The following is a 25,016-nucleotide window of genomic DNA, read 5'->3' as shown; positions in this document are numbered from 1 at the left end:
CCGCGAGCCACCCACGAGCGTCGCCTCCGCGAGCGACCGAGCGCCCCCGCCTGCGAGCCGGGGCGCTCTTTGTTTGTCGTCTCTGGGCCGCGCTGGCTTCGAGCCGAGCGCCCCGCTACAACAGACGCACGCATGTGCGGCATCATCGGCTACACCGGGCCCCGAAGCGCAGCTCCGATCCTCGTCGAGGGCCTGCGCCGCCTCGAGTACCGCGGCTACGACTCGGCCGGGGTCGCGCTGATCGACCCCGGGCGCACGCCGCCGATGGTCGTGACCCGCTGCGAGGGCAAGATCGCGGCCCTCGCTGCCCGGCTCGAGGCCGAGCCGGTCTCGGGCACGACCGGGGTCGGGCACACGCGCTGGGCGACCCACGGGCGCCCGTGTGAGCAAAACGCCCATCCCCAGCGCGCGGGCCGGGTCTGCGTCGTCCACAACGGCATCATCGAGAACCACAGCCGCCAGCGCGCCGAGCTCGAGAGCCGCGGGCGGGTGTTTCGGAGCGAGACCGACACCGAGGTCGTCGCCCACCTGATCGACGAGATCTACGACGCCGGGCCCGACGACCTGATCGCGGCCGTGCGCGAGGCGATCAGCCGGCTCGAGGGCGCCTACGCGATCTGCGTGGTCCACGACGCCCACCCCGAGCAGATCGTCGCCGCGCGCCACGCCTCGCCGCTGTTGATCGGCCTCGGCGGCGAGCACGGGGAGCACGGCCTGAGCGAGACCTTCGTGGCCTCGGACGTCGCCGCGATCCTCGAGCACACCCGCACGGTCGTGGATCTCGACGACGGCGACATCGCGCTGATCGACCCGTCCGGGATCCTCGCGCTGCTCGACGACGACGGACAGCCGGTCGAGCGCGGGCGTCGACGGATCGAGTGGAGCCCGCTGGCCGCGGAGAAGCAGGGCTTCAAGCACTTCATGCTCAAGGAGATCTTCGAGCAGCCCCGGGCGGTCCGCGACACCCTGATCGGCCGCCTGCCCCAGACCCGGGCCGACGCCGACGCCCTCGACTTCGGCAACCTCGCGGGCCTCGATCTCGCCACCCTCGCCGAGCGCAACAAGATCACGATCGTCGCGTGCGGGACCTCGTGGCACGCGGCCCTGGCCGGCAAGTACCTGATCGAGCAACTCGCGCGGCTCCCGGTCGAGGTCGACCTCGCCAGCGAATTTCGCTACCGCGAGCCGATCGTCCGCGAGGGCGACCTGGTCCTGGCGATCTCGCAGTCGGGTGAGACCGCCGACACCAAGGCCGCCCTCCAGGAGGCCCAGCGGCTCGGGGCCGTGGGTCTGGCGATCTGCAACGTCGTCGACTCCTCGATCGCCCGGGCCGCCGACCACGTGCTCTACACCCACGCGGGCCCGGAGATCTCCGTCGCTTCGACCAAGGCCTTCACCACCCAGCTGACCATGCTGACCATGCTCGCGGTCCACTTCGGCCGCCAAACTGGCGCGCTGGCCGACGCCCGCGCGGGCGCGCTGCTCGACGGCCTCCGCGAGATGCCCGTTGCGATCGACGCGGTCCTCGGGGTCCAGGCCGCGATCAAGATCATCGCCCGGCGCTGGGTCAAAGCTCGCGACTGGCTCTACGTCGGTCGCGGGCTGAGCTTCCCGGTCGCGCTCGAGGGCGCGCTCAAGCTCAAGGAGATCAGCTACGTCCACGCCGAGGGCTACGCCAGCGGCGAGATGAAGCACGGCCCGATCGCGCTGATCGACGAGAGCGTCCCGGTCGTCGTGCTCGCGCTCGAGGGCCCCGGCTACCACAAGACCCTGTCGAACCTCGAGGAGGTCCGCAGCCGCGGCGCCAAGATCATCGCCGTCGCGACCGCGGGCGACGACCAGATCGGCGACGTCGCCGACGACGTCATCCTGGTCCCCAAGGTCGACCCCTTCCTCCAGCCGATCCTGGCCTCGGTCCCGCTCCAGCTCCTCGCGTATCACGTCGCGGATCTCAAGGGCACCGACGTCGACCAGCCCCGCAACCTCGCCAAGTCCGTGACCGTCGAGTAGGGGCGTCAGCACAGCGCGCGAGTGAGATCGTGCAGATCCTGGGCGATGTACCCCCTGCCTTCAATCACCCCTCGAGCGGCGGCATCGAGCACCGGCGCGATTGCGACCCGTTCGACGACCCAGCCATCATAGCGCCGCTGGTGGCTGACGAAGCGCTCGATGTGAGCATCGAAGCTCGCCAGGCTGCGTACGAGCTTGTCGGGATTGCGCTTGCATGAGCCCAGGCGCAAGCGACGGTGGTCGCTGTCGACGGCCACGAGGTCCAATTCGGTGCCCGTACGGTCCCAGAAACCGACGATCCGCTCGTTGAGCGGGAAATCGCCGACGCCCTCACGGCTGCGCTCCTCGTAGAGCTGACCGACCAGCTTCTCGAATCCGTAGCCCTCCACATCCTCGAGGCGGTCACTCGCCTGCCTGACGAGCAACGACTCGGGCCTGAAGTTCACGGCCGAGACGGGGTTGGACAGCGCCCCAAGCCACGCGCGCAGGAAGTTGTCGCGAATGTAGTACCGACCGTTGCGCGCCGTTGGCTTGGCCGACATCGGCAGGCGACGCTCAATCATCCGATACTTCTCGATGAGCACCTTGAGATAGCCTCCTACCTGTTGGGCTCGATCCGAGGCGAGCGACGCGACGTGGCTCTTGATGTCTCCGTTCGTACAACCAGGATTGCGAGCGACGTACTTCAAGACCACGTCGTACCGTCCACGGAGCTCGCTGAGAAACCAGTTGTCGGCCTCGGTCTTGAGCGGCGAGGAGCTGCGGAAGAACATCGCTCGCAAGAGCTCGGTGCGCCCCTCTCCAAGCACATCGTGCTCGAAGCAATCTCGATAGAACTTCGGCACACCTTCGAACAAATTCCACGCGAACAGAAGACGCATCGGGTCATCGTCAGCGTGGGCCGAGAGGATCTCGAGCACCGACCGAGTGTCGAGGTGGCCGAGCTCGATGTTGTCTGTCGTGCGGTTGTAGAGCGGCGCGGAGCGATCCTCCAGCAACGCGACAAGCTCCGTGTGCAGAGAGCCGAGCACGAACAAGCCCCCGCTGACACGGTCTGCGTCCGCGCTGAGGCCGTCGACCACCGACTGCAGATGCGAGGTGAACTCGCTGAGCTGGCTGCGAGCGAAGTACTGAAACTCGTCGAGCACGACCACGAATCCGGCCCGGGCCAGCTCGCCGATCGTCGTGGCGAGACCTCGAAGCGAGGTCGGCTGCCCGAAACGATGGCCGTCAATCTCGAAGGTGAGCATCGCGTCTGCAAACGCAGAGAGCACACCCGCTGGAGCCGAGTCGGGGATTTGGACGTAGATCAGAGGCCGCGCGGGGCTCGCCGCGAGCGCCTGTTGAACGAGGGTCGTCTTGCCGATGCGTCGACGGCCTGTGATCCGCGCGAAGAACCACCGCCCTCGGGCCAGGATCTCTTCGAGGCTCTCCAGCTCGCGCGAGCGGCCGTAGAACTCCCACATCGCAGCCACCGAGCTAAGTTAATAAATTTTTCCTTATCGAGAAAGAGCTTATAAACCGTTGAAATTACTCATCTATTTGCTGTCACGAAGCCAGTGACCGGACTTGCCGCCGCGCTTCTCGACCAGGTGCAGATCCACGACCTCGATCCCCCGGTCGATCGCCTTGCACATGTCGTAGATCGTCAGGGCCGCGGTCGAGGCTGCGATCATCGCCTCCATCTCGGGCCCCGTGCGGTCGACGGCCTCGACGGTGGCCTCGACCACGACCCCGGGCAGCTCGGCGTCGATCTCGAACTCGATCGTCACGGCGGTGATCCGGACCGGGTGACAAAGGGGGATCTGGGTCGCGGTCTGCTTGGCCCCGGAGATCCCGCCGAGCCGCGCGACTCCGAGCACGTCGCCCTTGCCGAGGGCCCCGGCCTCGATCTTGGTCAGGGTCGCCGGGGCCATCCGCACCCGGGCTCGCGCTCGGGCCATCCGCGGCGTCTCGGGTTTGGCGGCGACATCGACCATGTGCGCCGCTCCGGCACCGTCAAAGTGGGTCAGCTCGCCCGGGCTCGCGTCGTCGGCCATCGCGGGAGTCTATACGGCTGAGCAGCGCGGGGGAGCGCGTGAAATACGCTGCGCCCGCGCGGCGATCGCTTCGAGGTCGCGTCGTCAGATGCGTCACGGCGCCGCGGACCGGGCGAGCGGGGCCTTCGGTGAGCGCGGACGCTCCTGTGCGCAGCTTAAAACGGCCGAGTGTTCGTGTTACTGATGCAAGGCTCGGCGGCCCCCTCGCGGGCCGCCAACTCCCCATGTCTGCGGTCGTCGTTCCCATTTCGCGCCTCGAGCCGCCGTGCTCGGTGGCCCCTCACATGGGGCCGATGCGTCGCCGAACGACACGAGACTGGGCCAACACCTCGACCAGTGAGCCCGAGCGTAGCTCCGAGTCGGGAAACGATTTTGAGAAGGCGGTAGTGCGATGAAGGTAGGCATCCCCAAGGAGGTCTTCGCGGGCGAGCGTCGAGTTGCGACCACGCCCCAGACCGCCAAGCGCCTCCAAAAGCTTGGCTTCGAGGTCCTCGTCGAGAGCGGAGCCGGGACGGCGGCGAGCTTCTCCGACGATCTCTACACGGCGGCGGACTGCAAGATCGTCGCCGGGCCCGAGGCCCTGTGGGCCGAGGCCGACATCGTCCTCAAGGTCCGCGAGCCGATGGACCACCCCGAGCTCGGCAAGCACGAGGCCGAGCTCCTGCGCGAGGGCCAGGTCCTGATCTCGTTCATCTGGCCGGCCCAGAACAAGGAGCTGGTCGAGAAGCTCGCGGCCCGCAAGGGCACCGTCTTGGCCATGGACGCGGTCCCGCGGATCTCGCGGGCCCAAAAGTGCGACGCGCTGTCGTCGATGGCCAACATCGCCGGCTACCGGGCGGTCGTCGAGGCCGCTCAGCACTTCGGCAGCTTCTTCACCGGCCAGTTCACGGCCGCGGGCAAGGTCCCGCCCGCCAAGGTCCTGGTCATCGGCGCGGGCGTCGCCGGGCTCGCGGCGATCGGCGCGGCTCGGGGCCTCGGCGCGATCGTCCGCGCCTTCGACACCCGACCGGCCGTCAAGGAGCAGGTCGAGTCGATGGGCGCCGACTACCTGACCCTCGAGTTCGAGGAGGACGGGACCGGGGCCGGCGGCTACGCCAAGGTCATGACCGAGGCGTTCATGGACGCCGAGCGCGCGCTGTTCGAGGAGCAGGCCAAAGAGGTCGACATCATCGTCACGACCGCGCTGATCCCCGGCAAGCCCTCGCCCTACCTGATCACCGAGCAAGCGCTGATCAACATGCGCGAGGGCTCGGTCGTCGTCGACCTCGCGGCCGAGCGCGGCGGCAACTGCAGGCAGGTCGTGGCCGACGAGGTCACGGTCAAGCACGGCGTCACGCTGATCGGCTACACGGATCTGCCCAGCCGGATGGCCAACGTCGCGTCCAACCTCTACGGCAACAACCTCTATCACCTGCTCGACGACATGGGCGGGGCCGAGGGCTTCAAGGTCGACGAGGACGACGACGTCGTCCGCGGGGCGCTGATCCTCAACAAGGGCGAGCTGCGCTGGCCGCCGCCGAAGATCGAGCCGTCGCCGCAGGCCAAGCCCAAGCCCGCCGAGGCCAAGCCCGAGGCACCCAAGCCCGCCGCGCTGGCGCCCACGCCCAAGGCCTCGAGCCCCAAGAGCAGCAAGAAGGGCCACGGTCACGGCGGCGGCGGTCAGGCCAAGGGCAACCCGCTGTGGCTGGTCCTCGGCGGCCTCGCGCTGATCGGGGTCGGCTGGGGCGGCGGCGAAGACTTCCTCGATCACTTCACGGTCTTCATCCTCGCCTGCTTCATCGGCTGGCAGGTGATCTGGAACGTGTCACCCGCGCTACACACCCCGCTGATGTCGGTCACCAACGCGATCAGCGGCATCATCATCATCGGCGGCATGCTCCAGATCGGAGGTGAGCTCAGCGATCCCGCGGTCATCCTCGGGGCCCTGGCCATCCTGGTCGCAACCATCAACGTCGCGGGTGGCTTCTTGGTCACTCAGCGCATGCTCAAGATGTTCCAGAAGTAGGAGCCCGACGATGCTACCAGCTGGACTACTCACCGTCGCCTACGTCGCCGCGAGCATCCTGTTCATCCTCTCGCTCGGGGGGCTCTCGAACCAGGAGACCGCGCGACGCGGAAACGTCAACGGCATCATCGGGATGCTGATCGCTATCGTCGCGACCGCCGTGTTCATCCTCGGCGGGTTCGAGGGCGCCGCGCCCTTCACCCTCGACGCCCAGGGCCTCGGCGTGCTCGCCGGGGCCGTGCTGGTCGGCGGGCTCGTCGGCGCGTTCATGGCCGCGCGGGTCGCGATGACCTCGATGCCCGAGCTCGTCGCGGTCCTCCACAGCTTCGTCGGCCTCGCGGCCGTGCTGGTCGGGCTGTCGAGCTACATGGCGCCGCTCGGCGGCCACGAGCTCGTCGGCTCCGACAAGCTGATCCACGAGATCGAGATCTTCATCGACGTCTTCATCGGCTCGATCACCTTCACCGGGTCCGTGATCGCGTTCTTGAAGCTGCGCGGCTCGCTCTCGGGCAAGCCGCTGACGCTCCCGGGCCGCCACCTGCTCAACCTCGGCATGCTGCTCGGCTGCGTCTACCTCGGCTACGAATTCGTCGGCCACCCGGGTCACGACGGGCTCATGCCGCTGCTGATCATGACCGGGATCTCGGGCCTGATCGGCATCCACCTGGTCATGGCGATCGGCGGCGCCGACATGCCGGTCGTGGTCTCGATGCTCAACAGCTACTCGGGCTGGGCGGCGGCCGCGGCCGGGTTCATGCTCGAGAACGACCTCCTGCTCGTGACCGGCGCGCTCGTCGGCAGCTCGGGCGCGATCCTCTCGTACATCATGTGCGCGGCGATGAACCGCTCGTTCATCTCGGTGATCCTCGGCGGCTTCGGCGGCGGCGCCCCGGCGCCAGCGGGCCCGGCGACCCCGGGCGAGGCCAAGGGCCGCGACGACGTCAGCGAGTTCGACGTCGAGGACACGGTCGCGATGCTCCGCGAGGCCAAGAGCGTGATCATCGTGCCCGGCTACGGCATGGCCGTGGCCCAGGCGCAACACTCGCTCTCGGAGGTCGTCAAGACCCTGCGCAAGGCCGGGACCGAGGTCCGCTTCGGCATCCACCCGGTCGCCGGGCGCCTGCCCGGGCACATGAACGTGCTCCTGGCCGAGGCCAACGTGCCCTACGACATCGTGCTCGAGATGGACGAGCTCAACGAGGACTTCCCGGAGACCGACGCGGTCATGGTCATCGGCGCCAACGACATCGTGAACCCGAGCGCCCAGACCGACCCGGCCAGCCCGATCGCGGGCATGCCCGTGCTCGAGGTCTGGAAGGGCGCGACCGTGGTCGTGATGAAGCGCGGCATGGCCAGCGGCTACGCCGGGGTCCAAAACCCGCTGTTCTTCAACGAGAACACCCGGATGCTGTTCGGCGACGCCAAGGCCAACATCGACGCGATCCTGAGCCAGATCAGGTCCTGATCACAGCTCGGGCTCACCGGGCCTCGCGCAGGCGCTTGATCAGGGCGCGCATGCGCGGGGCGGCGACGATCAGGTCGTCGCGGGTCTTGATCGGCATGAAGCGGCGCTCGCGGTCGACCTCGAAGTAGTGGGCCTCGAGGTGCTCGGTGACCTGGCCGATCAGCTGCTCGAACTGCACGACCTCGAGGGGCTCGCCAGACGGACCGGCGATGACCCGCTGGACCGGGAACCAGTCGAGGTCGAAGTCGCGGTCGATCGCCGACAGCCAAAACCACAAGGTGTTGGTGTTGAACTGCGGATAGGCGTCGAGGTTGATGCCCTCGGGCAGGCGGAAGCCCTCGACGATCACCGGGCGCCCGCCGACCACCGCCACGCACCCGCCGCGATCCCCCTCGCGGCGCACGACCTCGACGCTCATGTGCGCGCCCGCGTCGACCGCCTGGATGTGACCGCCGAGCAAGATCGGCTCGAGCTCGGCGCCGAGGTTGTCGACGTTGGCGACGAGGATGTGCTCGATGCCGCCTTGGCGAAGCTCGTGGAGCACCCCGCTCGCGCGCAGGCGCAGCAGGGTGTCGCCGTGGCCGGGCGCGCAGTAGAGCAGGTTGTCGGCGAGCCCGGCGCTGCCGGGAAGATCCTGGACCGGGACCGCCTCGGGCGTGACCCGAGGCATGATCGACTGGGTGAACTCGAAGCGCATCGACTCCGGGACGCCGGCCCAGTCGATGTCCCGGAGGTGCGCCCGGCTGACAGCCGCGGTCGCGAAGCTGTGCATGACCACGACCGGGATCCTCGCGTCGTGCTCGCGGATCAGCTTGGCGACCTGGGCGAGCTTGACCCACAAGAAGGACTCGCGCTCCCCCTCGACGACGGGGACGACGCCCTTGGCCTGTCCGCCGAAGCGCGTGGCCATGCCGCCGTTGAGGATCAGGACCGCGGCGCGACCGTTTTGCAGCGCGAAGCGACCGCGCTCGGCGGCGCGACCGAGGTTGCGCTCGGTGTCAGCTGGGTCACCGCCCCCGCTCGCCCGCGGCCCAAACGTTCGAAAGTCGCGCAGGGGCGAGTCGGCGAGGGTGTCGAGGGTCTCGGGCGGCCGCGGCAGGTGGGTGATCGCCGCCGACAAGTGCCCGCTCTCGAGTCGCGAGCGGAGCGCTGAGAAGGCGGCTGCGTCGAAGGCGTAGCCAGCGACCGAGGGGCGAAGAACCACCCATTTCACATATCACCGGCCCCGAGGCCTGACTAGCGGCGCGTGGACCGACAGCCAGCCCGCTTTCGCGCGGTGCCATCCCTCACGCCGGGCCGTGACTGCCCTGTCCGCCCGTGCGGGCGGCCGCGCATTTCGCATCTCGACCGTCCATGCTACGAATCGCTCAGCTTGATGAGAGCACCCTGCCCCGAGCTCCGGGCCCGGCGCGGCAGATGAGAAGGCTCTCGGGCGACGCCCCCAATGTCTGAATCGGTAATTGTCATCAACGCCGACGGCCCCGAGACCCGGGTCGCGCTGATCGAAAACGGCATCCTCACCCAGCTGTTCATCGAGCGCGAACGCGAGCGCGGGATCGTCGGCAACGTCTACAAGGGCAAGGTCCTGCGCGTGCTTCCGGGCATGCAAGCGGCGTTCGTCGACATCGGCGAGGACAAGGCGGCGTTCCTCTACGCCGGCGACATCGCCAACCCCGGCGCCAGCGTCGACAAGGTCGGCAGCGACGGCGTGCCCCGGCGCGGCTCGGGCAAGGTCGGCAACATCGCCGAGCTCGTCCACCCCGGCCAGGAGATCCTGGTCCAGGTCGTCAAGGATCCGATCTCGACCAAGGGCGCGCGGATCACCACCTACATCTCGCTCCCGGGCCGCAACGTCGTGTTCATGCCGACGATCAGCCACATCGGCATCTCGCGCCGGATCAGCAGCGACCGCCAGCGCCGGCGGCTGCGGCGGATCGTCGACGAGATGCGGCCCAAGGGCGCCGGCTTCATCGTGCGCACGGTCGCACGCCACGCCTCGAGCGCGCAGGTCCGCGCGGGCATGGACTACCTGATCCGGCTGTGGGCCAACATCAAGGCCAACGAGCGCCTCCACCGGGCGCCCGTGCTGCTCTACCGCGACCTCGACCTGATGCTTCGCAGCGTCCGCGACAACCTCTCGCCCGAGTTCAGCCGGGTGATCGTCGACGACCGCGTCGCCCACGATCGCCTCGCGCGCTTTTGCAAGGCCTTCCTGCCCGAGTACGGCGACCGGATCCAGCTGTTCACCGGCCGCGAGGGCGTGTTCGACAGCTACGGCATCGAGCTCGAGATCGACCGCGCGCTCGAGCGCAAGGTCGACCTCAAGAGCGGCGGCTCGCTGGTCTTCGATCAGGGCGAGGCGCTCACGGCGATCGACGTCAACACCGGCAAATTTGTCGGCTCCAAGGGCAAGACCCTCGAGCAGACGATCACCCAGACCAACCTCGAGGCCGCCGACGAGATCGCCGAGCAGCTGCGCCTGCGCAACGTCGGCGGGCTGATCATCATCGACTTCATCGACATGGACCGCGAGTCCAACCGGCGCAAGGTCTACCGCCGCCTCCAGGAGGCCCTGCGCCGCGATCGCGCCAAGGCCCACATCACCAAGATCTCGGAGATGGGCCTGGTCGAGATGAGCCGCAAGCGCACGCGCGAGAGCCTCGAGCGCACCCTGGCCACGACCTGTGAGGTCTGCGGCGGCAAGGGCTACCACAAGAGCCCGTCGACGATCTGCTACGAGATCCTCCGCCAGATCCGCCGCGAGGGCGAGCACCTCGCGGGCGACGTCATCTCGGTCACCGCCAACCCCGACGTCGCCGAGCTCATGAACGGGCCCGAGCGCCCGGCCGTGGATCACACCGTCAAGCGGGTCCAAAAGGCGATCGAGGTCCAGGGCCGCAAGGGCTTCCACCCCGAGAAGTTCGAGATCCGCGGCAAGAAGGCCCGGCGGCCCGACGCCCAGGCCTGAGGCTGGGGTAAACTCGGGCTCCGGTGGGCCAATCACAGGACGAGCGGCGTCGGGGCGATCGGATCCCGATCAACGAGGAGTTCTCGTGCGACGACGAGGAGTCGGCGTGGGTCTCGGACCTGTCCCCCGGGGGCGTGTTCGTCCACTCCGCGCAGCTGCTCCCGGTCGGCTCGCAGGTCGAGCTTCGCTTCACGGTCCTGCTCGACGACCCGGTCGTGATCGAGGCGCTCGGCAAGATCGTGCGTCACTCTCGGCGGCCCCAGGGCATGGGCGTCGAGTTCACCTCGGTCGCTCCGGAGATGACCCGGCGGATCGAGGACGCCCTCGCGCGCCAGCGCCCCCTCGACAGCGGCAAGCCCCTGCGCCTGCCCGAGCCTCGGCGCGAGGCCAGCGAGCCCGCAGGCACGAGCGACCGGGTCGCGCTCGCGCGCCCGGCCCCGATCGGGGATCTCAGCTTCGGCCCGGCACCCACGACCCGGGCCGACGACGACCCCGTCACCGCGAGCTTTGCCGGGGTGGCCAGCGCAGAGGAAGGCGCGGCCGAGACCGCGCCCAAGACCAGCGTGTTCCGCCCGCCGCCGCTGCCGGGTGCCGAGCGCCCGGAGGTCGACGAGGACGATCGCACCCGGCAATACCCGGCGCTCGAGCGGGACTGAGCGCCAGACCGCTGGCTCCGCGCTTGCCCCCGTGAGCGCGGGGCGCCACACTGGGCTCGTGGGCATCGGCAAGCGGCTCTGGAACGTCGCGCGGGCGAACGTCTCGGATTTCTCGAGCGCGTTCTCCCTCGACCCGGAGGTCCGCGAGCGTCGCCGGCTCGACGATGAGCTCGAGCGAGAGGTCGCCAAGGAGGTCGCCGACACGATCGGGGCCAAGGCCGGTCGGCGGGCGCGGCGGGTCGCGAGCAAGGCGGAGGACGCGTGGGAGCGCGCGTTCGAAGAGGCCCGCGCGCGCGGCCGTCGAGGAGCCGGCGCGAGCGCGAGCGCGAGCGAGATCGAGGGCTGGTATCGAACCCTCGAGGTCCCGGCCGACGCCGACTTCGCCACGGTCCGCAAGTCCTACCGGCGCCTCGTGGCCAAGTACCACCCCGACAAGTACGCCGCCGACCCCGAGAAGTACGCCGCCGCGACCGAGGTCGCCCGCAAGATCACGACGGCCTACAACGGGCTCAAGGCCATGTCCGAGCCTTGACCGGGCCGCCGGGCTCCTCTAGACCGCGGCAGCAAGCGATGGCCAAGCACAAGCGTCCCTGGGGACGAGCCGCCAAGGCGGATCGCCACGAACTCTACGAGCTCTCGGTCCAAGATCCGCCGGGCGAGGTCGCGTTCACGACTTCGACCTTCCGCAAGCTGCGCGGGCGCGAGGCCATGCACGTGCGCGAGGATTTTTGCGGGACCGCGGTCTTCAGCCTCGCGTGGGCGAAGAGCCACCCCGAGCGAAGCGCCGTCGGCGTCGACCTCGATCGTGACACGCTGCACTGGAGCCTCGACAAGCGCATCCGCCCCGCTGGCGGCGACCTCGAGTCGCGCGTCACCTTGCGCAACGGCAACGTGCTCGAGCCCAGCGCCGAGCTCGCCGACGTCGCGGTCGCCTTCAACTTCTCGTGCTGGTGCTTCGACACCCGTGAGGCCCTGCGCGGCTACTTCGAGGCCGCGCGGGCCGGGCTCGTCGACGACGGCGTGCTCTTCCTCGACGCTTACGGCGGCACCGAGGTCCCGATGCGCGATCGCAACCCGCGCGAGATCGAGGACGACACCGGGGTCAACGGCGGCGAGCCCTTCACCTATGTGTGGGAGCACCACGACTACGACCCCCTGACCGCCCACATGGACTGCGCGATCCACTTCGAGTTTGAAGACGGGTCCGAGCTGCGCGACGCCTTCACCTACTCGTGGCGGATCTGGTCGCTGCCCGAGCTGTCCGAGCTCCTCCACGAGGCTGGGTTCGAGACCGTGCGGGTCTGGGTCGAAGACGAAGACGAGGACGGCGACGGCGTCGGCACCTACAGCGAGGCCGACGAGCTCGACAACGAGGGCGTCTGGTGGGTGTACATCAGCGCCGAGAAGTAAGGTCCAGACGCGAGGATCCCGTGGGCGGCAAACAACACAAGCGCAAGCGCAAGAACAAGGCCAAGACTCTCGCCTCGCAGGCTGATCTGCACGAGCTCTACCAGGACTCCGTGCAGTCGCCCGAGGCCGACTGCGAGCTGTTCGCGTCGATCTACGAGGAGCTGCGCGGGGTCCCGCCGACGGTCCTGCGCGAGGATTTTTGCGGGACCGCGCTGTTGTCGACGACCTGGTGTCTCGAAGATCCAAAGCACCGGGCGATCGGCGTCGATCTCGACGCACCGACCCTGGCCTGGGGCCGCGCCCACAACCTCGAGCCCAACGCCGAGGCCCTCGACGGCCGCGTGACCCTGATTCAGGCCGACGTGCTCGAGGTCGAGGCGCCCGAGCCCGCCGACATCATCGCGGCGCTCAATTTCAGCTTTTGCATCTTCAAGCAGCGCCGCGAGCTCATGCGCTACTTCGAGCGGGCCCACGCCGGCCTCAGCGAGGGCGGGCTGCTCTTCCTCGAGCTGTTCGGGGGCACCAACGCGATCGACACCGACGAGGAGATCCGCGAGCTCGACGGGCACACCTACGTCTGGGAGCAGGAGTCCTTCAACCCGATCACCAACGACATCGTCTGTCACATCCACTTCGAGTTTGAAGACGAGTCGAGGATCGAGCGCGCCTTCACCTATCGCTGGCGGCTGTGGTCGCTCCCCGAGCTGCGCGACATGCTCGAAGAGGTCGGCTTCTCGAAGGTCCGCGTCTACTGGGAGAAGGTCGAAGAAGACGACGACGACGACGACGACGACGACGACGACCTCGACGACGACGACGACGACCTCGACGACCTCGACGACGACCTCGACGACGACGACGACGACGACGACGACGACGACGACGACGACGACGACGACGACGACGACATGCTCGAGGGCACGGGTGAGTACGAGGAAGTCCAAGAGGTCGAGCAGCAAGAGAGCTGGCTGGTCTACGTCGTCGCGGAGCGCTGAGGGGGCCTTCCCCTCGCCTGCCCGAGCGCCCGCGCGTCCGTTTTGAGATAGGCTGTCCCCCCAAGGAGGTCCCCTTGCCGAGCGCCGAACCCTTCCCCTCGCTCATCGTCCGCGCCGACGGCTTCGCCGCGCAGGGTGCGTTTGCGCAGGCCCAAGCGGAGTATCTCGAGCCCGACCCCGACGTCGTCGCGCGCCTCGAGCAGCTCCTGCGCACGCGGCGAGCCGGCGTGGTCGCGCACTTTTACATGGACGCCGAGCTCCAGGGCGCGCTGTGGGCCTGCGACTGGCCCCACATCAACATCTCGGACTCGCTGGTCATGGCCGACAGCGGCGTGGCGATGGCCGGGGCCGGGGCCCGCGAGATCGTCGTGCTCGGGGTCGACTTCATGGCCGAGAACGTACGGGCGATCCTCGACGCGTCGGGCCACGAGCAGGTCGGCTGCTGGCGCGTGGCCGAGGGCCCGATCGGCTGCTCGCTGGCCGAGGCGGCCGAGTCTCGGGTCTACGCTGCGTGGCTCGACAAGGCCGCGGCCACGCCCAAGTCCCTCCACGTCGTCTACATCAACACCAGCTTGCGGACCAAGGCCCGGGCCCACGCGAAGATCCCAACGATCACCTGCACGTCCAGCAACGTGGTCGCTACGGTGCTTCAGACCTTCGCTCAAGAGCCCGAGGCCCACCTGTGGTTCGGGCCCGACACCTACATGGGCCAGAACCTCGCGCGGATGTTCGAGACCCTCGCACAGCTCGACGAGGCCACGATCGCCGCGCTGCATCCGGCCCACACCCCCGCGACGATCCGGGCCCTGATCCCGCGCTTCCACTACTTCGAGCAGGGCAACTGCGTCGTCCACCACATGTTCGGGGCCGCGGTCGCCGGGCAGGTCGAGCGCGAGTACGAGGCCCGCGCCGACCTCGACGTGACCGCCCACCTCGAGGTCCCCGGCGAGATGTTCGCGCTCGCGCTCCGGGCTCAGCGGGAGGGGCGCGGCGTGGTCGGCTCGACCAAGAACATCTTGGATCACATCACGGGCCGCCTCGACGCCGCCCTCGCCGAGCCCCGCGCCGACAGGCCCAAGCGGCTGAGCTTCGTGCTCGGGACCGAGGCGGGCATGGTCACGGCGATCGTTCGCGCCCTGCGCGAGCGGCTGTCGAGCGCGTCGGGTGAGGATTGTGGCGTCGAGATCGAGATCATCTTTCCGGTCGCGGCCGAGGCCGTGACCGCGACCGAGGACGACGCGCTCCCGCTCATCCCCGGGGTCGCAGGCGGCGAAGGCTGCTCGACGGCGGGCGGCTGCGCGACCTGCCCATACATGAAGATGAACAGCCTCGACGCGCTGTGTGATCTGCTCGAGCGCCTGCCGGCCGCGAGCCCCAGCGAGCTCGCCAGCTTCGAGCCCGAGAAGTACACCGAGGTCGTCGCGGGCAAGACCGTGGCGAGCCTCGGGACCGAGCCGATCCTGCACATGCGCGGCTTTCAGCGCACCGGGGCCCTGCCCGACGCGCTGCTCGCCGACCTCCGCGCGCGCTGACGCCAATTTTGGGAGCCCTCGCAGGGCCCACCGAGCCACCGAGCGAGGAACGAAGCGAGCGGCCGTGCGTGGCAACGTGCACAGCCGTCGGTGGGGGTCATGGCTACTCGAGCTCCGGCTCGCGGTCGAGATCCAGCGAGGCGATCAGATCGTGGGCCGTGGTCTGCATGACCCGCGCCTTGACGAAGCTCCCGGCCTCCGCGGTCCCGTCGAGCAAGATCACCTTGCCGTCGATCTCGGGCGCCTGGCCCTCGTGGCGGCCTTCGAGCAGCAGCTCGCTCTCATCGGAGATCCCGTCGACGAGGACCTCGATCACCTCGCCGCGCAGACCCGAGAATTTGTCGGCCCGGATCCCCGCCTGGAGCTCCATGAGCTCGGCGGCCCGCGCGTTGGCGAGGGCGTCGTCGACCCGCGCGGGCTGCATGGCCGAGACCGTGCCGTCCTCGCGCGACCACGGGAACACCCCGAGGTGGTCGATCTGCCCCTCGGCGATGAACTCACGCAGGCGCTGGTAGGCGGCCTCGTCCTCGCCCGGGTGGCCGACGAGCATCGTCGTGCGCAGCCAGATCTTGTTGCCCCGCTCGGCGGCGCGGAGCCGCTCGACGAGCCCGCGCACGACCTTCTCGGTGTAGCCGCGGCGCATCTTCTTGAGCACGCCCGTGTCGACGTGCTGGATCGGGACATCGAGGTAGGTCGCGACCTTGGGGTGCGAAGCGATCCGCTCGATCAGGCCGTCGGTCACGGCCGTGGGGTAGGCGTAGTGCAGCCGGATCCAGCGCAGCTCGGGGATCTCGCCGAGCGCGTCGAGCAGGCCCTCGAGGTTCGAGGGCGCGAGGCCGCGCTGGCCGAGGTCGGTCCCGTAGGTGGTCAGATCCTGGGCGACCAGGCAGATCTCGCGGGTGCCCGCGGCGACGAGGCCGTGGACCTCCTGCACGATGTCGAACACCGGCCGCGAGCGCTGGGGCCCGCGCAGCTTGGGGATGATGCAAAAGCCACACGGACGGTCACAGCCCTCGCCGATCTTGACGTAGTTGGTGTGGCCGACGCCGTAGGTCTGGCGCGGGGTGCTGTGATCGTAGAGCCACGAGCGGCGGTCGAGCTCGCTGACGCCGAGCCGGGCCGCGCCGCCGCCGAGCACCGCCTGAAGCCCGAGCATGTCGGCGCTGCCGAGGAAGTGATCGACCTCGGGCATCTCGGCCGCGAGCTCGGTCGGGTAGCGCTGGCTCAGGCACCCGGCCACGACCAGGCGCTTGGCCTCGCCGCCCTCGGCCGCCCCAGCCTTGACCCGGGCGAGCTCGAGGATCGTGTCGATCGACTCTTCCTTGGCCGCGTCGATGAAGCCGCAGGTGTTGACGACGAGGGTGTCGGCGAGCTCGGGCGCGTCGACGAGCTCGTGGCCGCCCGCGCGGACGACCCCGAGCATGACCTCGGTGTCGACCTGGTTCTTCGGGCAGCCGAGGCTGACGAAGTACACCCGCTGGGGGACTGTCTCGGTCGCCGTGGGCGAACCTCCCTCACCGATGACGGGCAAGCTGACGCTCATGGCTGGACGTGTAGCCTACTTGGACCGCAGCTCCAACCACAGCCCGTCGATCAGCTCCTTGGTCCCGCCATCCCAATTTTCGCTGGTGAACAAGCGCTGGCGCACGTCGGGCCCGGGGTAGAGCTGAGGATCGGCGGCGTCGGCGATGAGGCCGCGCTCGACCGCCGTCGCGTTGGGCGTGGCGAAGCGCAAGGTGTTGGCGTTGAGCGCGGCGATCTCGGGCTCGAGCAAGAATTCGATGAATTCCACGGCCAGCTCGGGCTCCGCGGCCTTGGCCGGGATCGCGAGGTAGTCGACCCACAGCGCCGCGCCCTCGTCGGGGATCACGTAGCGCAAGCTCGGGCGCTGGCTCTGGGCGCGGAGCAGATCCCCGCTGTCGATCTGCGCGATCCAGGTGTCGCCAGCGATCAGCGCGGCCGCGGGGTTGCTGTCGTAGGCCCGGAGCAAGGACTTTTGCTCACGCAGGCGCGGCCAGACCTCCTCGCGGATCCGCGGCTTGTCGGTGCTGTTGATCCCGAGGCCGCTAGCGAGCAGGGCCTGATCCATGACGTCGCCCTTGCTGTCGATGACCGAGATCCGCCCGGCGTAGCGCGGGTCGAACAGCGCGGTCCAGCTGGTCGGGGCGTCGACGCGCTCGCTGTCGTAGCCGATCCCGGTCGTGCCCCAGAGGTAGGGGATCGCGTAGGCACCGCCGCCGCGCTCGACTCGGGCCCGCCAGACGCCGAGCGCGGGGTCGAGGTGCTCGACGCCGCGCGGGACAGGATCGAGCTCACGCAGGACGCCGTCGCGCTGGAGCGCCGAGAGCATGTAGTCGATCGGGATCGCGAGGTCGTAGCGGGCACCCGCGCGGAGCTTCGCGTCCATCTCGGCTTCGGACAGGTAGAAGTCCTGGGTCAGCTCCACGCGCGGGCGGCTGTGCTTGGCGACGAAGCGCTCGATGAGCTCGGCCGCGAGGTAGTCGCCCCAGTTGTAGATCGCGAGCCTGCGCCCGCGCGCGCAAGCCAGCGGGCTCAGCCCGAGGAGCCCGAGCCCGGCTGCGGCGCTCAAGAGGTTCCGGCGCGACAGCTGCGAAGCGCTCACGAGATGTCCAATACCGCGTCTTCGTCCCATTGTAGACCGCAGGCGTCCGGGCCCTCCCACGGAGCCGCGCGCGCGACGGTGATCGGCGCCGGGAGCCCCGCGACCTCGAGGGTGTGCTCCCACAGCGGACCGGCGCACACGCGAGCCTTCAGGCGGGCGGCCACGCGCCCCTCGGCGGCGGCGACGATGCGCAGCTGCTCCGGCCGCAAGAAGCCGCGGCTCCGCGGATCTGGGACGGCGCTGAGCTCCCCGAGCAAGCGCGCGGTCTCGAGATCCGGCGGCCGGCGATAGAGCAGGTCGGGCGGGCCCGAGGCCAGGATCCGACCGCCGACCATGCACACCAGCGTGTCGGCGAGCGCGAGCGCGTCGGCGGCGTCGTGGGTCACGTGGACCATGCCGACGCCCGCGTCGGCGCGGAGCTGGGCCAGCGCCCGACGCAGCTCCGCGCGCCGGGAGCGATCGAGGGCCGAGAGCGGCTCGTCGAGCAGCAGCCACGGCGGCGCCCGGTAGAGCGCCCGGGCCAGGGCCACGCGCTGCCGCTCGCCGCCGGACAGCGCGTCGACGGAGCGCTCGGCGAAGCTCGCGGGATCGAGGCCGAGGCCGGCGAGGAGCTCGCGCGCGACGCCTGGCCCGGGCTTGGGACCGGTCGTCGAGCGCAGGCGGTCCACGAAGGTCACGTTGTCGAGCACGCTCAGGTGCGGGAACAAAGCTGGGGTCTGAAACACGGTCCGCGTCGGCCGACGCTCGGCGGGCAGGTCGTCGATCCGCCGGGCGCCGATGAAGAGCTGGCCCGCGTCGTGGGCCTCGAGCCCGGCGAGGATCCGCAAGAGGGTGGTCTTGCCCGAGCCCGAGGGGCCCATCACGCACACGTGGCGGCCGCCGTCGAGCTCGAGCTCGACGCCCGCGAGCGCCACGACCTCGGCGCCGCCCGGACCTGCGAAGCGCTTCTCGACGCCGACCGCCCGGAGGCTGTCCTCGCTCACCGCGGCCTCCAACGCGCGAGGCGCAGCGCGAGCACCGACGCGAGCACCGGAGCCGCGATCAAGATCAGCGACCAACGCCGGACCAGGGCGAGCGAGCCCGCGCGGGCGTGGATCGTGAGCGCGACGGCCAGGGTGTCGCCGCCGGGGCCCGAGGTGAACGCGGGGATCGCCGCCTGCCCGAGCACCCAGGCGAACACCACGACCGCGCTCACGGCCAGGGCCGCGCGACCGAGCGGCAGCCACACGAGGCGCAGGCGCTCGCGGGCCGTGGCGCCGAGATCCATCGCGGCGTCGATCAACCCGCGCGGGATGACGATCGTCAGCAGCCGCGCGCTCACGAAGCCCAGGCCCAGGCCCGGACCGAGCAGCGCGAGCACCGTCAGGCCCGGCCCCGGCCGGATCCCGAGCGGGGTCGCGGCGCCGAGGGTCAGGAGGCCGAGCACGCTCGGTGGGATCGCCAGCGGCGCGAGCACGGCGGCGCCGAGCCACCCGGGCCAGGCCGCGCGCCGACTCGCGAGCGCGAGCCCAAAGCCGGCCGCGCTCGCGAGCGCCGCGACGAACGCGGAGAGGACGAGCGACGAGGCCGCGAGCTCGGCGAGCCCTCGGTCCGCGGGCCCGAAGCCCTCGGGCTGGCGACCGAGCAGCAGCGCGGCCGGGACCGCGAGCATGGCCACCAACACCGTCCAGCCCCCGAGCGAGGCCAGCCGGGGCGGCCGCGGCAGCGCTCGCCAGTCGCTGCGCTGGGCGCTGCTGAGCTCGCGGGAGATCAACCATGCGCAAGGCAGCGCGAGCCCGAGCAAGATCAGGATCGAGACCAACGCCCGGCCCGGCGCCTGCTCGCGGAGCAGCGCGTCGCGGATCAGCAGGCCCGGCGTGTAGCTGTGGCCACCTCCGGCGAGCTCGAAGGCGATGACGTCGCCGAGGCTCTGGAGCAGGCCCCAGACCCACGCGGCCAGCACCGCGGGGCGCAGGTGGGGCCACTCGATGGCCCGCGCGCGGGCCCACGCGCCCGCGCCCAAGTCGGCGGCGGCCTCGATCAACGCCAGCGGCCGGGTCTGGAGGCGCAGCCACAGCAACAGCGCCGCGATCGGGGCCACGTCCAAGATCAGCGCGACGACGGCCGCGAGCGGGCCGGGGCTCAGACCCAGAGCCAGGATCCCCTGCGCCAGGATCGAGCGACTGACGAGCATCAGCCCGAGGATCACGACCGGCGGGATCGTCCGCGCGAGCGCCAGCGCGAGCCCGCAGCCCGCGGTCGCGACGATCACCGAGAGCCCGAGGCCGCGCGCCATGGCCCGGCCCACGGCCACGCGCTCGATCGGGCGCAGGTCCACGGGCGCGGCGGCGTCGACGAGCACGGCCAGCGGCACGACCACGACCACGACCAGCCACGCGAGCGCCAACCCGCCCGCCAGCTTGTCCTGTCCCCCGCGGCGCACGCTCGCGAAATAGCACAGTCGCCCGGCCGCATGCGCCCGGGCGTGGCAGAGTTGCTGACGCCTGCGGGGGTCATCGTTACTTGCTACGGACCGACGATCAGGTCGCTCTCGTTGGGCCGCGGCAGGCTCGCGTCGTCGAAGGTGATCGTGATCGTGGCCGAGTCGATGACCGTGGGCATCCGGGCTGGATCGAGCCGGATCAAGGTGGTCGTGGTGTCCGACAGCTCGACCGGCCCGAGGCGAAAGTGGGTCGGCGCGGTGGGGCCGTTGACCGTGACCATCACGTCCTGGATCGGGATCCGGGCGTAGTCGACGTCGAGCGCGGCGTAGATCTCGGCGGTGCCTGTGTCGACGGTGCAGCTCGGACAGGCCGGATGGGTCGGCTGGGGCGTGGTGAAAGGTAGCGCGGGCTCGATCGGCGTGGGGCAGGCCTCGCCTTTGACGGCGGCGGAGACGAAGGCCTCGCCCGCGACGCAACCCGCGCTGCACTCGCTCGGACTCTCTTCGAGCACCGGCTCGACGGGGGCGGAGTCGACCCCCGCGACGATCGGAAATACGTCGTCGATCAGCGCGGGGGGTTCGGTCAGGCAGTCGAGCGGCGCGGGCAAGTAGGCGGTGTCGGGCCGCTGTCGAGCCATGTGGACCGCGGCGCAGACGTCGACGCGGCGGACCCTGGCGCTCGCGGCGTTGGGCCCGATGAAGTTGGCCTGGGGCCCGAGCACCGCGGCCCCGGCGTAGATCGTGTTCATGACCTGATCGGCGCTCAGCTGCGGATAGAAGGACCAGATCAGGCTGGCCGCGCCCGAGACGACCGCAGCCGAGACCGAGGAGCCCGACAGCGCCGTGCGCGGGTCACTGACGTCAGAGATCGCGTGCATGGCCGTCGCGGCGAGCCGGGGCATGCCGCCGACGCGCGTCGCGGGCATCGCCTCTGCGTCGTAGTCGAGGCCGCCGACCGCGTAGACCAGCGGGCTGTAGCCAGCCCCGAGCGGGGCCGGGTTCGCGACCCCGATTTCGGCGCAGCGCGGCGGCGTCGGGGCGGCCTCGACCTCCCAGCCGCCGGGCATCAGCGGCCCCGAGGTGCACAGGTGGCCCTGGTTGCCGGCCGCGGCGACGACGAGCGCGCCGCGACAGCGAGCGTGCTCGAGCGCCGCGTGGACAGCCTCGACGGGCACCGAGCTCGCGACCTGATCGCCGAAGAGTTCCGCCTCCCAGCCCAGGCTCAGGTTGACGACCAGGGGCGACCCGCCGGGCGCATTTGTCACAACCTTGTGGATCGCGCGGGCGAGGTCCGCCTGCGAGCCGTAGCGCCCGCCGTTGACCAGATCCGTCGTGCGACCCTCGACGCGGGGCATGCCGAGGGCGTTGCGGACGTCGACGGCGCAGCTGCCCCCGAGCGCGGGGCAGGCGATATCACGCACGAACGCCGCCATGCTCTCGCCGTGGGGGGAGCTCGGGTCGGCGGGCGCCGGATTGGGGATCGTGTCGACGATCGCTACCGTGACATCCGAGCGCAGCTCCTCGTTCACGCCGAGGTCGAGGTCGTCGGCCGAGGCCCGGTTGATCGCGCCATGAAACGCCGCCTGGAGCTCGGTCGAGATCGCGAGGGACAGCGGATCACCGCTTTGCGGAAACACGACCTCGCAGTCCGCGTCGTGGGCGTCGGTCAGGGCGTCGAGCGGCTGGAGGTTGACCGGACCGGCGTTGACGTACTCGTAGACGCAGTAGTTGGCCAGCTCGCCCGTGCCATCGGCGAACAGCTTGGTGGACTTCCAGCCGGGCGCCGTCGGGCACGTGGGTTCGGCCCCCTGGATCCGCGCGACCCGCCGTCCCTCGACGCAGCTCGCGTCCTGCAGCGCGGTGATCTCCTCGGGACTCGCGCGCACGGCGAGCTCATCGTCGAGCTCCAACTCGGGCGCGCAGCCGAGCAGACCGAGAGAGACGAGTACGAGGGTCAAGGGGCGTCGCGGGTCGTGGATCATTCGTTTCGGTCCTTCACCCGCCCATTGTCCGCAACTCACCTCGAAATGACGAATCGAGCGTCGCCGATCGACGCGCCCGAGCCGGCTCAATCGTCACAGACCCGAGCTGATCGATTCACGCGCTCATGGCACGAGCACGCGGAAGCGCTGCCACTGCGCGCTGGGGTCGCGCTCACGCAAGCGCAACAGCACGCGACGCAGCGCGGCGCCTGGGTCGGTCGCCTCGGTCCCCGCCCACAGCTCGGCGTGGAGCAACTCTCCGACCCCCCGCGCGAGCGCGTCGTCGACCTCACCGTCCGCGGCGATCACCGAGCTCGCGCCCGCGAGCACGAACGCGCGCCCGAGGTTCATGCCCCCGGCGAAGGTCCGATCGCTGACCGTCGCCGTCTCGCAGCCCGTGAGCACGATCGTCGCCGGGACCCGCGGGAGCGCGAGCACGTCGGTCACGCCGAGCACGTCCTCGTCGCTGAGCAACAGCGCCGCGTCCCATCCGCTCGGTCCCCGGTAGGCTCCGTGGCCGGCGTAGTGAAGCACGCTGGCCTCGGCCAGATCCGCGCTCAGTCGGGCGCGGGTCGCCTCGCCGCCGACGTGATGGCGGACGGACCAGCCCGAGCCCGCGAGCTTCGCCGCGACCGCCTCGGCCTCGGCCTGCGCTTCGGGCAGATCTTCGGACGGGTTGGCGACGACGACCGCGAGCGGCTGGCCGGGGTCCGTTTCTTCGCGCACGGGGAGGTCGAGGGAGTAGACGACCGGGGCGACGTCGAGGACCACGCCATCCCCAAACGCGAGGGCGTGGATCGACTGCGACCAGGAGTCGCCGCCCGCGAGCACGCTGATCCGCTGGGCGCCAGCGACCTTGTGCTGCAGCTGCGGGCTCGCGAGCGCCGCGGCCAGGTTCTCGGTGTTCGCGGGGGTGACGGCGACGCCCTCGTGATCGGCGACGAACAGCCACGCGCCCTCGCGCGCTTCGAAGGGCACGATCATCGCCAGACCACGCCGCGCCGGGGCCAGCGCGTCGCAGCTGCTCACCTCGACGCCTGCCCCCGCGAGGCGCACCGCCTCGTCGAGCAGGGCGTCCGCGGCCTCGCTGCGTTCGTGCCGTCGCCGCTCCCGTCGAACCCGCTGCGGCGCCGAGAAGCGCCAGTCTTCGCGGCGCTCGGCGGCGAGCTGGTCACGCAGCGTGAGGTATTCCTCGAGCAGGGCGCGGCGGCGCTCGCGGTCGCGCGGCGAGAGCCCGACGATGCGCGCGGCCTGATCGATCAGGCGCAGCTCGCGACCTCGCGCGAGGCGGATCTGACACAGGGCCTGATCGACGCGGCCCCGCGCGATCAGCAGCTCGACGAGGCCCTGGAGGCTCGCCGAGCGCCCGGCCAGAAACAGCTCGCGGCCCACGTCGATCCCCAGCGTCGAGCTGGCCTCATCCAGGATCCGCTCGGCGTCGAGGTAGCCGTTCACGGCCGCGTCGGACACGCCGAAGCGCTCGAGGGTCTGAGCCTCGCGCACGGCCGCGGTCCAGCGCAGGCCGAGCTCGGTCGGCGGCCGCGGCCGATGAGCGAAGTCCGGCAACAGCTCGTCGCGCCCGGTCTCGAGCCCGACCCGAGCCCGAGCCTCGTCAACCCACGCGCGCAGCCAGCTCGGGATCTCCTCGGGCAGGCTCGTCAGCCACTCGTGGGCCTCCTCGGGCTCGGCGTCGGCGAGGGCGACGTAGGCCAGATTGACCCGCGCGACCATGGCGTCGGTCGGCTCGGGGCACTCGCCCTTGGCGTTTACGAGCTCGAGCTGCTCGAGCAGCAGCGGCCGCGGAAGGTCGTGGGCGTAGCCGTCCTCGGCCAGGAGCAGGTGGGTCCAGGCCAGGTTGCCCAGGAGTCGCGCTCGGTCTGGGCAGCCGATCCCGGGCGCGCGCCCGAGCGCCAGGGTCTCGCGCGCGCTGGCCAGGGCCTGCTCGCCGCGGCCGAGCTCGGCCAGGACCGCCGCGTGCATCTCGCTGGCGCCCAAGAAATCACGGAACAAGCCGATCCGCGCGGCCTGGGTCCGGGCCCGCGCGAAGGCCTGAACCGCCCCGCCGAGATCCCCGGTCCGACTGGCCAGGAGCCCGCCGTAGTAGGCCGCCCAGGCCCGGGCCTCCGGCCCGTCGAGCTGCTCGAGTCGCGCGACCCAGCGCCGCGCGGCGACCAGGTCGTTGCGCATGTCGAGGTTGATGTAGGCCGCCGCCGCGGCGCAGTCGGCGAGGTCGCGGGTCCGGCCCAGCGAGTCGGCGAGCGCCGCCGCCTCCTCGGTCCGGGCCAGCGCCGCGGGGCTCCCAAACAAGAGCCGACGCAAGATCTGGAGCGCGGCGAGGCGCGCGGCGCCGTCGAGATCGTCGAGCGCCTCCTCGATCCGGGCGATCGCTTCGCGGATCTGGTCCGGGTCGCCCGACCTCGCCGCGCGCGTCGCCGCGTCGACGAGCTCGGGGACCTGCTCCCGGGCCAGGGTCAGCTCGAAGGGCTCGCGCCAGCGCGGCTCGAGCCCCTCGATGCGCAGGTGCTCAGCCTGGGGCCCGAGCGCGAGCGCGAGGCGCTGACCGCCGTCGACAGCCACGGACTCGAGCGCGCGCGGCTGCCCGTCGACGAGGATCCGCAGCGGCGCCTCGGCGTGGACGTCGATCCACACGTGCAGCTTTGCGTCCCGATCCGCCGCCAGCAGACAGGGGCCGCCGTCGGGCTCGACCATGCGACAGCCCGCGAACTCGATCCTCGGCCGCTCGATCTCGGGGACGGCGACGGGCGGAGCTCGGCGCGGCGCGGGCGTCGACGGCGAGTCGCACCCAGCCAGGCTCAGGCTCAGGATCAGGATCAGTTCGAAGCGCCGCCTCACTCGTCGGCGCTGAGTTCAGCTCGAATTCTCCCTCGTGCCAAGTCCGGCGCGGACCC

General features: G+C 70.5%; 18 protein-coding genes. 9 read left to right on the top strand and 9 right to left on the bottom strand.

The window, feature by feature from the left end:
- Positions 1 to 132: 132 nt before the first annotated feature.
- Positions 133 to 2,010, top strand: a complete 1,878-nt coding sequence (glmS, locus tag ENSA5_RS26810; protein WP_106394535.1) for a glutamine--fructose-6-phosphate transaminase (isomerizing) — start codon at positions 133 to 135, stop codon at positions 2,008 to 2,010.
- A 5-nt stretch (positions 2,011 to 2,015) separates the two neighbouring features.
- Here glmS and ENSA5_RS26805 read toward each other — a convergent pair whose 3' ends face one another.
- Both ENSA5_RS26805 and moaC read right to left on the bottom strand, forming a co-directional pair.
- Positions 2,016 to 3,164 (bottom strand): ATP-binding protein, encoded by a 1,149-nt coding sequence (locus ENSA5_RS26805; protein ID WP_219906868.1) that lies wholly within the window; start codon positions 3,162 to 3,164, stop codon positions 2,016 to 2,018.
- A gap of 384 nt (positions 3,165 to 3,548) precedes the next feature.
- A complete protein-coding gene (gene moaC, locus ENSA5_RS26800; protein WP_106394534.1) occupies positions 3,549 to 4,049 on the bottom strand; it encodes a cyclic pyranopterin monophosphate synthase MoaC in 501 nt (166 codons plus the stop codon).
- A gap of 391 nt (positions 4,050 to 4,440) precedes the next feature.
- Here moaC and pntA point away from each other — a divergent pair, with 391 nt between their 5' ends.
- Together pntA and ENSA5_RS26790 are read left to right on the top strand one after the other, a co-directional pair.
- Positions 4,441 to 6,054, top strand: a complete 1,614-nt coding sequence (gene pntA / locus ENSA5_RS26795; RefSeq protein WP_106394533.1) for a Re/Si-specific NAD(P)(+) transhydrogenase subunit alpha — start codon at positions 4,441 to 4,443, stop codon at positions 6,052 to 6,054.
- Between the two features lie 10 nt (positions 6,055 to 6,064).
- Positions 6,065 to 7,519: an NAD(P)(+) transhydrogenase (Re/Si-specific) subunit beta gene (locus ENSA5_RS26790; protein ID WP_106394532.1), complete on the top strand. Its 1,455-nt coding sequence runs from the start codon at positions 6,065 to 6,067 to the stop codon at positions 7,517 to 7,519.
- Positions 7,520 to 7,532: 13 nt separating this feature from the next.
- Here the strand turns inward: ENSA5_RS26790 and ENSA5_RS26785 are convergent, their stop codons facing one another.
- A complete protein-coding gene (locus ENSA5_RS26785; protein WP_106394531.1) occupies positions 7,533 to 8,723 on the bottom strand; it encodes a UTP--glucose-1-phosphate uridylyltransferase in 1,191 nt (396 codons plus the stop codon).
- A 240-nt stretch (positions 8,724 to 8,963) separates the two neighbouring features.
- On the opposite strand from ENSA5_RS26785, the gene ENSA5_RS26780 reads away from it, so the two are divergent.
- The 6 genes from ENSA5_RS26780 (at position 8,964) to nadA (ending at position 15,080) form a co-directional block, all read left to right on the top strand.
- Positions 8,964 to 10,487: an Rne/Rng family ribonuclease gene (locus tag ENSA5_RS26780; protein ID WP_106394530.1), complete on the top strand. Its 1,524-nt coding sequence runs from the start codon at positions 8,964 to 8,966 to the stop codon at positions 10,485 to 10,487.
- Between the two features lie 23 nt (positions 10,488 to 10,510).
- Entirely contained in the window at positions 10,511 to 11,143 is a 633-nt protein-coding gene (locus ENSA5_RS26775) for a PilZ domain-containing protein (RefSeq protein ID WP_106394529.1), read from the top strand.
- A gap of 58 nt (positions 11,144 to 11,201) precedes the next feature.
- Entirely contained in the window at positions 11,202 to 11,675 is a 474-nt protein-coding gene (locus ENSA5_RS26770) for a J domain-containing protein (protein WP_106394528.1), read from the top strand.
- A 38-nt stretch (positions 11,676 to 11,713) separates the two neighbouring features.
- The gene (locus ENSA5_RS26765) at positions 11,714 to 12,553 is read left to right on the top strand and encodes a class I SAM-dependent methyltransferase (RefSeq protein ID WP_106394527.1); all 840 of its coding nucleotides are present in this window, start codon (positions 11,714 to 11,716) and stop codon (positions 12,551 to 12,553) included.
- Between the two features lie 20 nt (positions 12,554 to 12,573).
- Positions 12,574 to 13,548 (top strand): class I SAM-dependent methyltransferase, encoded by a 975-nt coding sequence (locus ENSA5_RS38320; protein WP_181198180.1) that lies wholly within the window; start codon positions 12,574 to 12,576, stop codon positions 13,546 to 13,548.
- A gap of 74 nt (positions 13,549 to 13,622) precedes the next feature.
- Positions 13,623 to 15,080 carry a quinolinate synthase NadA gene (nadA, locus tag ENSA5_RS26755; protein ID WP_181198179.1) on the top strand — a complete coding sequence of 486 codons (1,458 nt, stop codon included), beginning with the start codon at positions 13,623 to 13,625 and terminating at the stop codon, positions 15,078 to 15,080.
- Positions 15,081 to 15,183: 103 nt separating this feature from the next.
- On the opposite strand, the gene rimO is transcribed toward nadA, so the two are convergent.
- The 6 genes from rimO to ENSA5_RS26730 all read right to left on the bottom strand — a co-directional run bounded on the left by rimO (position 15,184) and on the right by ENSA5_RS26730 (position 24,960).
- Positions 15,184 to 16,623, bottom strand: a complete 1,440-nt coding sequence (rimO, locus tag ENSA5_RS26750) for a 30S ribosomal protein S12 methylthiotransferase RimO (RefSeq protein WP_106394525.1) — start codon at positions 16,621 to 16,623, stop codon at positions 15,184 to 15,186.
- Between the two features lie 15 nt (positions 16,624 to 16,638).
- Positions 16,639 to 17,670, bottom strand: coding sequence for a polyamine ABC transporter substrate-binding protein (locus ENSA5_RS26745; protein WP_181198178.1), 1,032 nt, complete (start codon positions 17,668 to 17,670; stop codon positions 16,639 to 16,641).
- A 29-nt stretch (positions 17,671 to 17,699) separates the two neighbouring features.
- Positions 17,700 to 18,686, bottom strand: coding sequence for an ABC transporter ATP-binding protein (locus ENSA5_RS38315; RefSeq protein WP_181198177.1), 987 nt, complete (start codon positions 18,684 to 18,686; stop codon positions 17,700 to 17,702).
- The gene (locus ENSA5_RS36425) at positions 18,683 to 20,125 is read right to left on the bottom strand and encodes an ABC transporter permease subunit (protein ID WP_146156160.1); all 1,443 of its coding nucleotides are present in this window, start codon (positions 20,123 to 20,125) and stop codon (positions 18,683 to 18,685) included. The genes ENSA5_RS38315 and ENSA5_RS36425 overlap by 4 nt, the downstream gene beginning before the upstream one ends.
- Positions 20,126 to 20,208: 83 nt before the next feature.
- Positions 20,209 to 22,083, bottom strand: coding sequence for a S8/S53 family peptidase (locus ENSA5_RS26735; protein ID WP_181198176.1), 1,875 nt, complete (start codon positions 22,081 to 22,083; stop codon positions 20,209 to 20,211).
- Positions 22,084 to 22,230: 147 nt separating this feature from the next.
- Entirely contained in the window at positions 22,231 to 24,960 is a 2,730-nt protein-coding gene (locus ENSA5_RS26730) for a CHAT domain-containing protein (RefSeq protein ID WP_106394522.1), read from the bottom strand.
- Positions 24,961 to 25,016 lie beyond the last annotated feature (56 nt).

It is taken from the genome of Enhygromyxa salina (assembly GCF_002994615.1).
GTDB lineage: Bacteria > Myxococcota_A > Polyangia > Nannocystales > Nannocystaceae > Plesiocystis > Plesiocystis salina_A.
This window is presented reverse-complemented; position numbering and strand designations above follow the sequence as displayed.

What these genes read in the sequence shown, in the direction of transcription:
- ENSA5_RS26780 (WP_106394530.1), top strand. Translation starts at nt 8,964, where the DNA reads ATGTCTGAATCGGTAATTGTCATCAACGCCGACGGCCCCGAGACCCGG.
- glmS (WP_106394535.1), top strand. Translation starts at nt 133, where the DNA reads ATGTGCGGCATCATCGGCTACACCGGGCCCCGAAGCGCAGCTCCGATC.
- pntA (WP_106394533.1), top strand. Translation starts at nt 4,441, where the DNA reads ATGAAGGTAGGCATCCCCAAGGAGGTCTTCGCGGGCGAGCGTCGAGTT.
- rimO (WP_106394525.1), bottom strand. Translation starts at nt 16,623, where the DNA reads ATGAGCGTCAGCTTGCCCGTCATCGGTGAGGGAGGTTCGCCCACGGCG.
- ENSA5_RS26790 (WP_106394532.1), top strand. Translation starts at nt 6,065, where the DNA reads ATGCTACCAGCTGGACTACTCACCGTCGCCTACGTCGCCGCGAGCATC.
- moaC (WP_106394534.1), bottom strand. Translation starts at nt 4,049, where the DNA reads ATGGCCGACGACGCGAGCCCGGGCGAGCTGACCCACTTTGACGGTGCC.
- ENSA5_RS26765 (WP_106394527.1), top strand. Translation starts at nt 11,714, where the DNA reads ATGGCCAAGCACAAGCGTCCCTGGGGACGAGCCGCCAAGGCGGATCGC.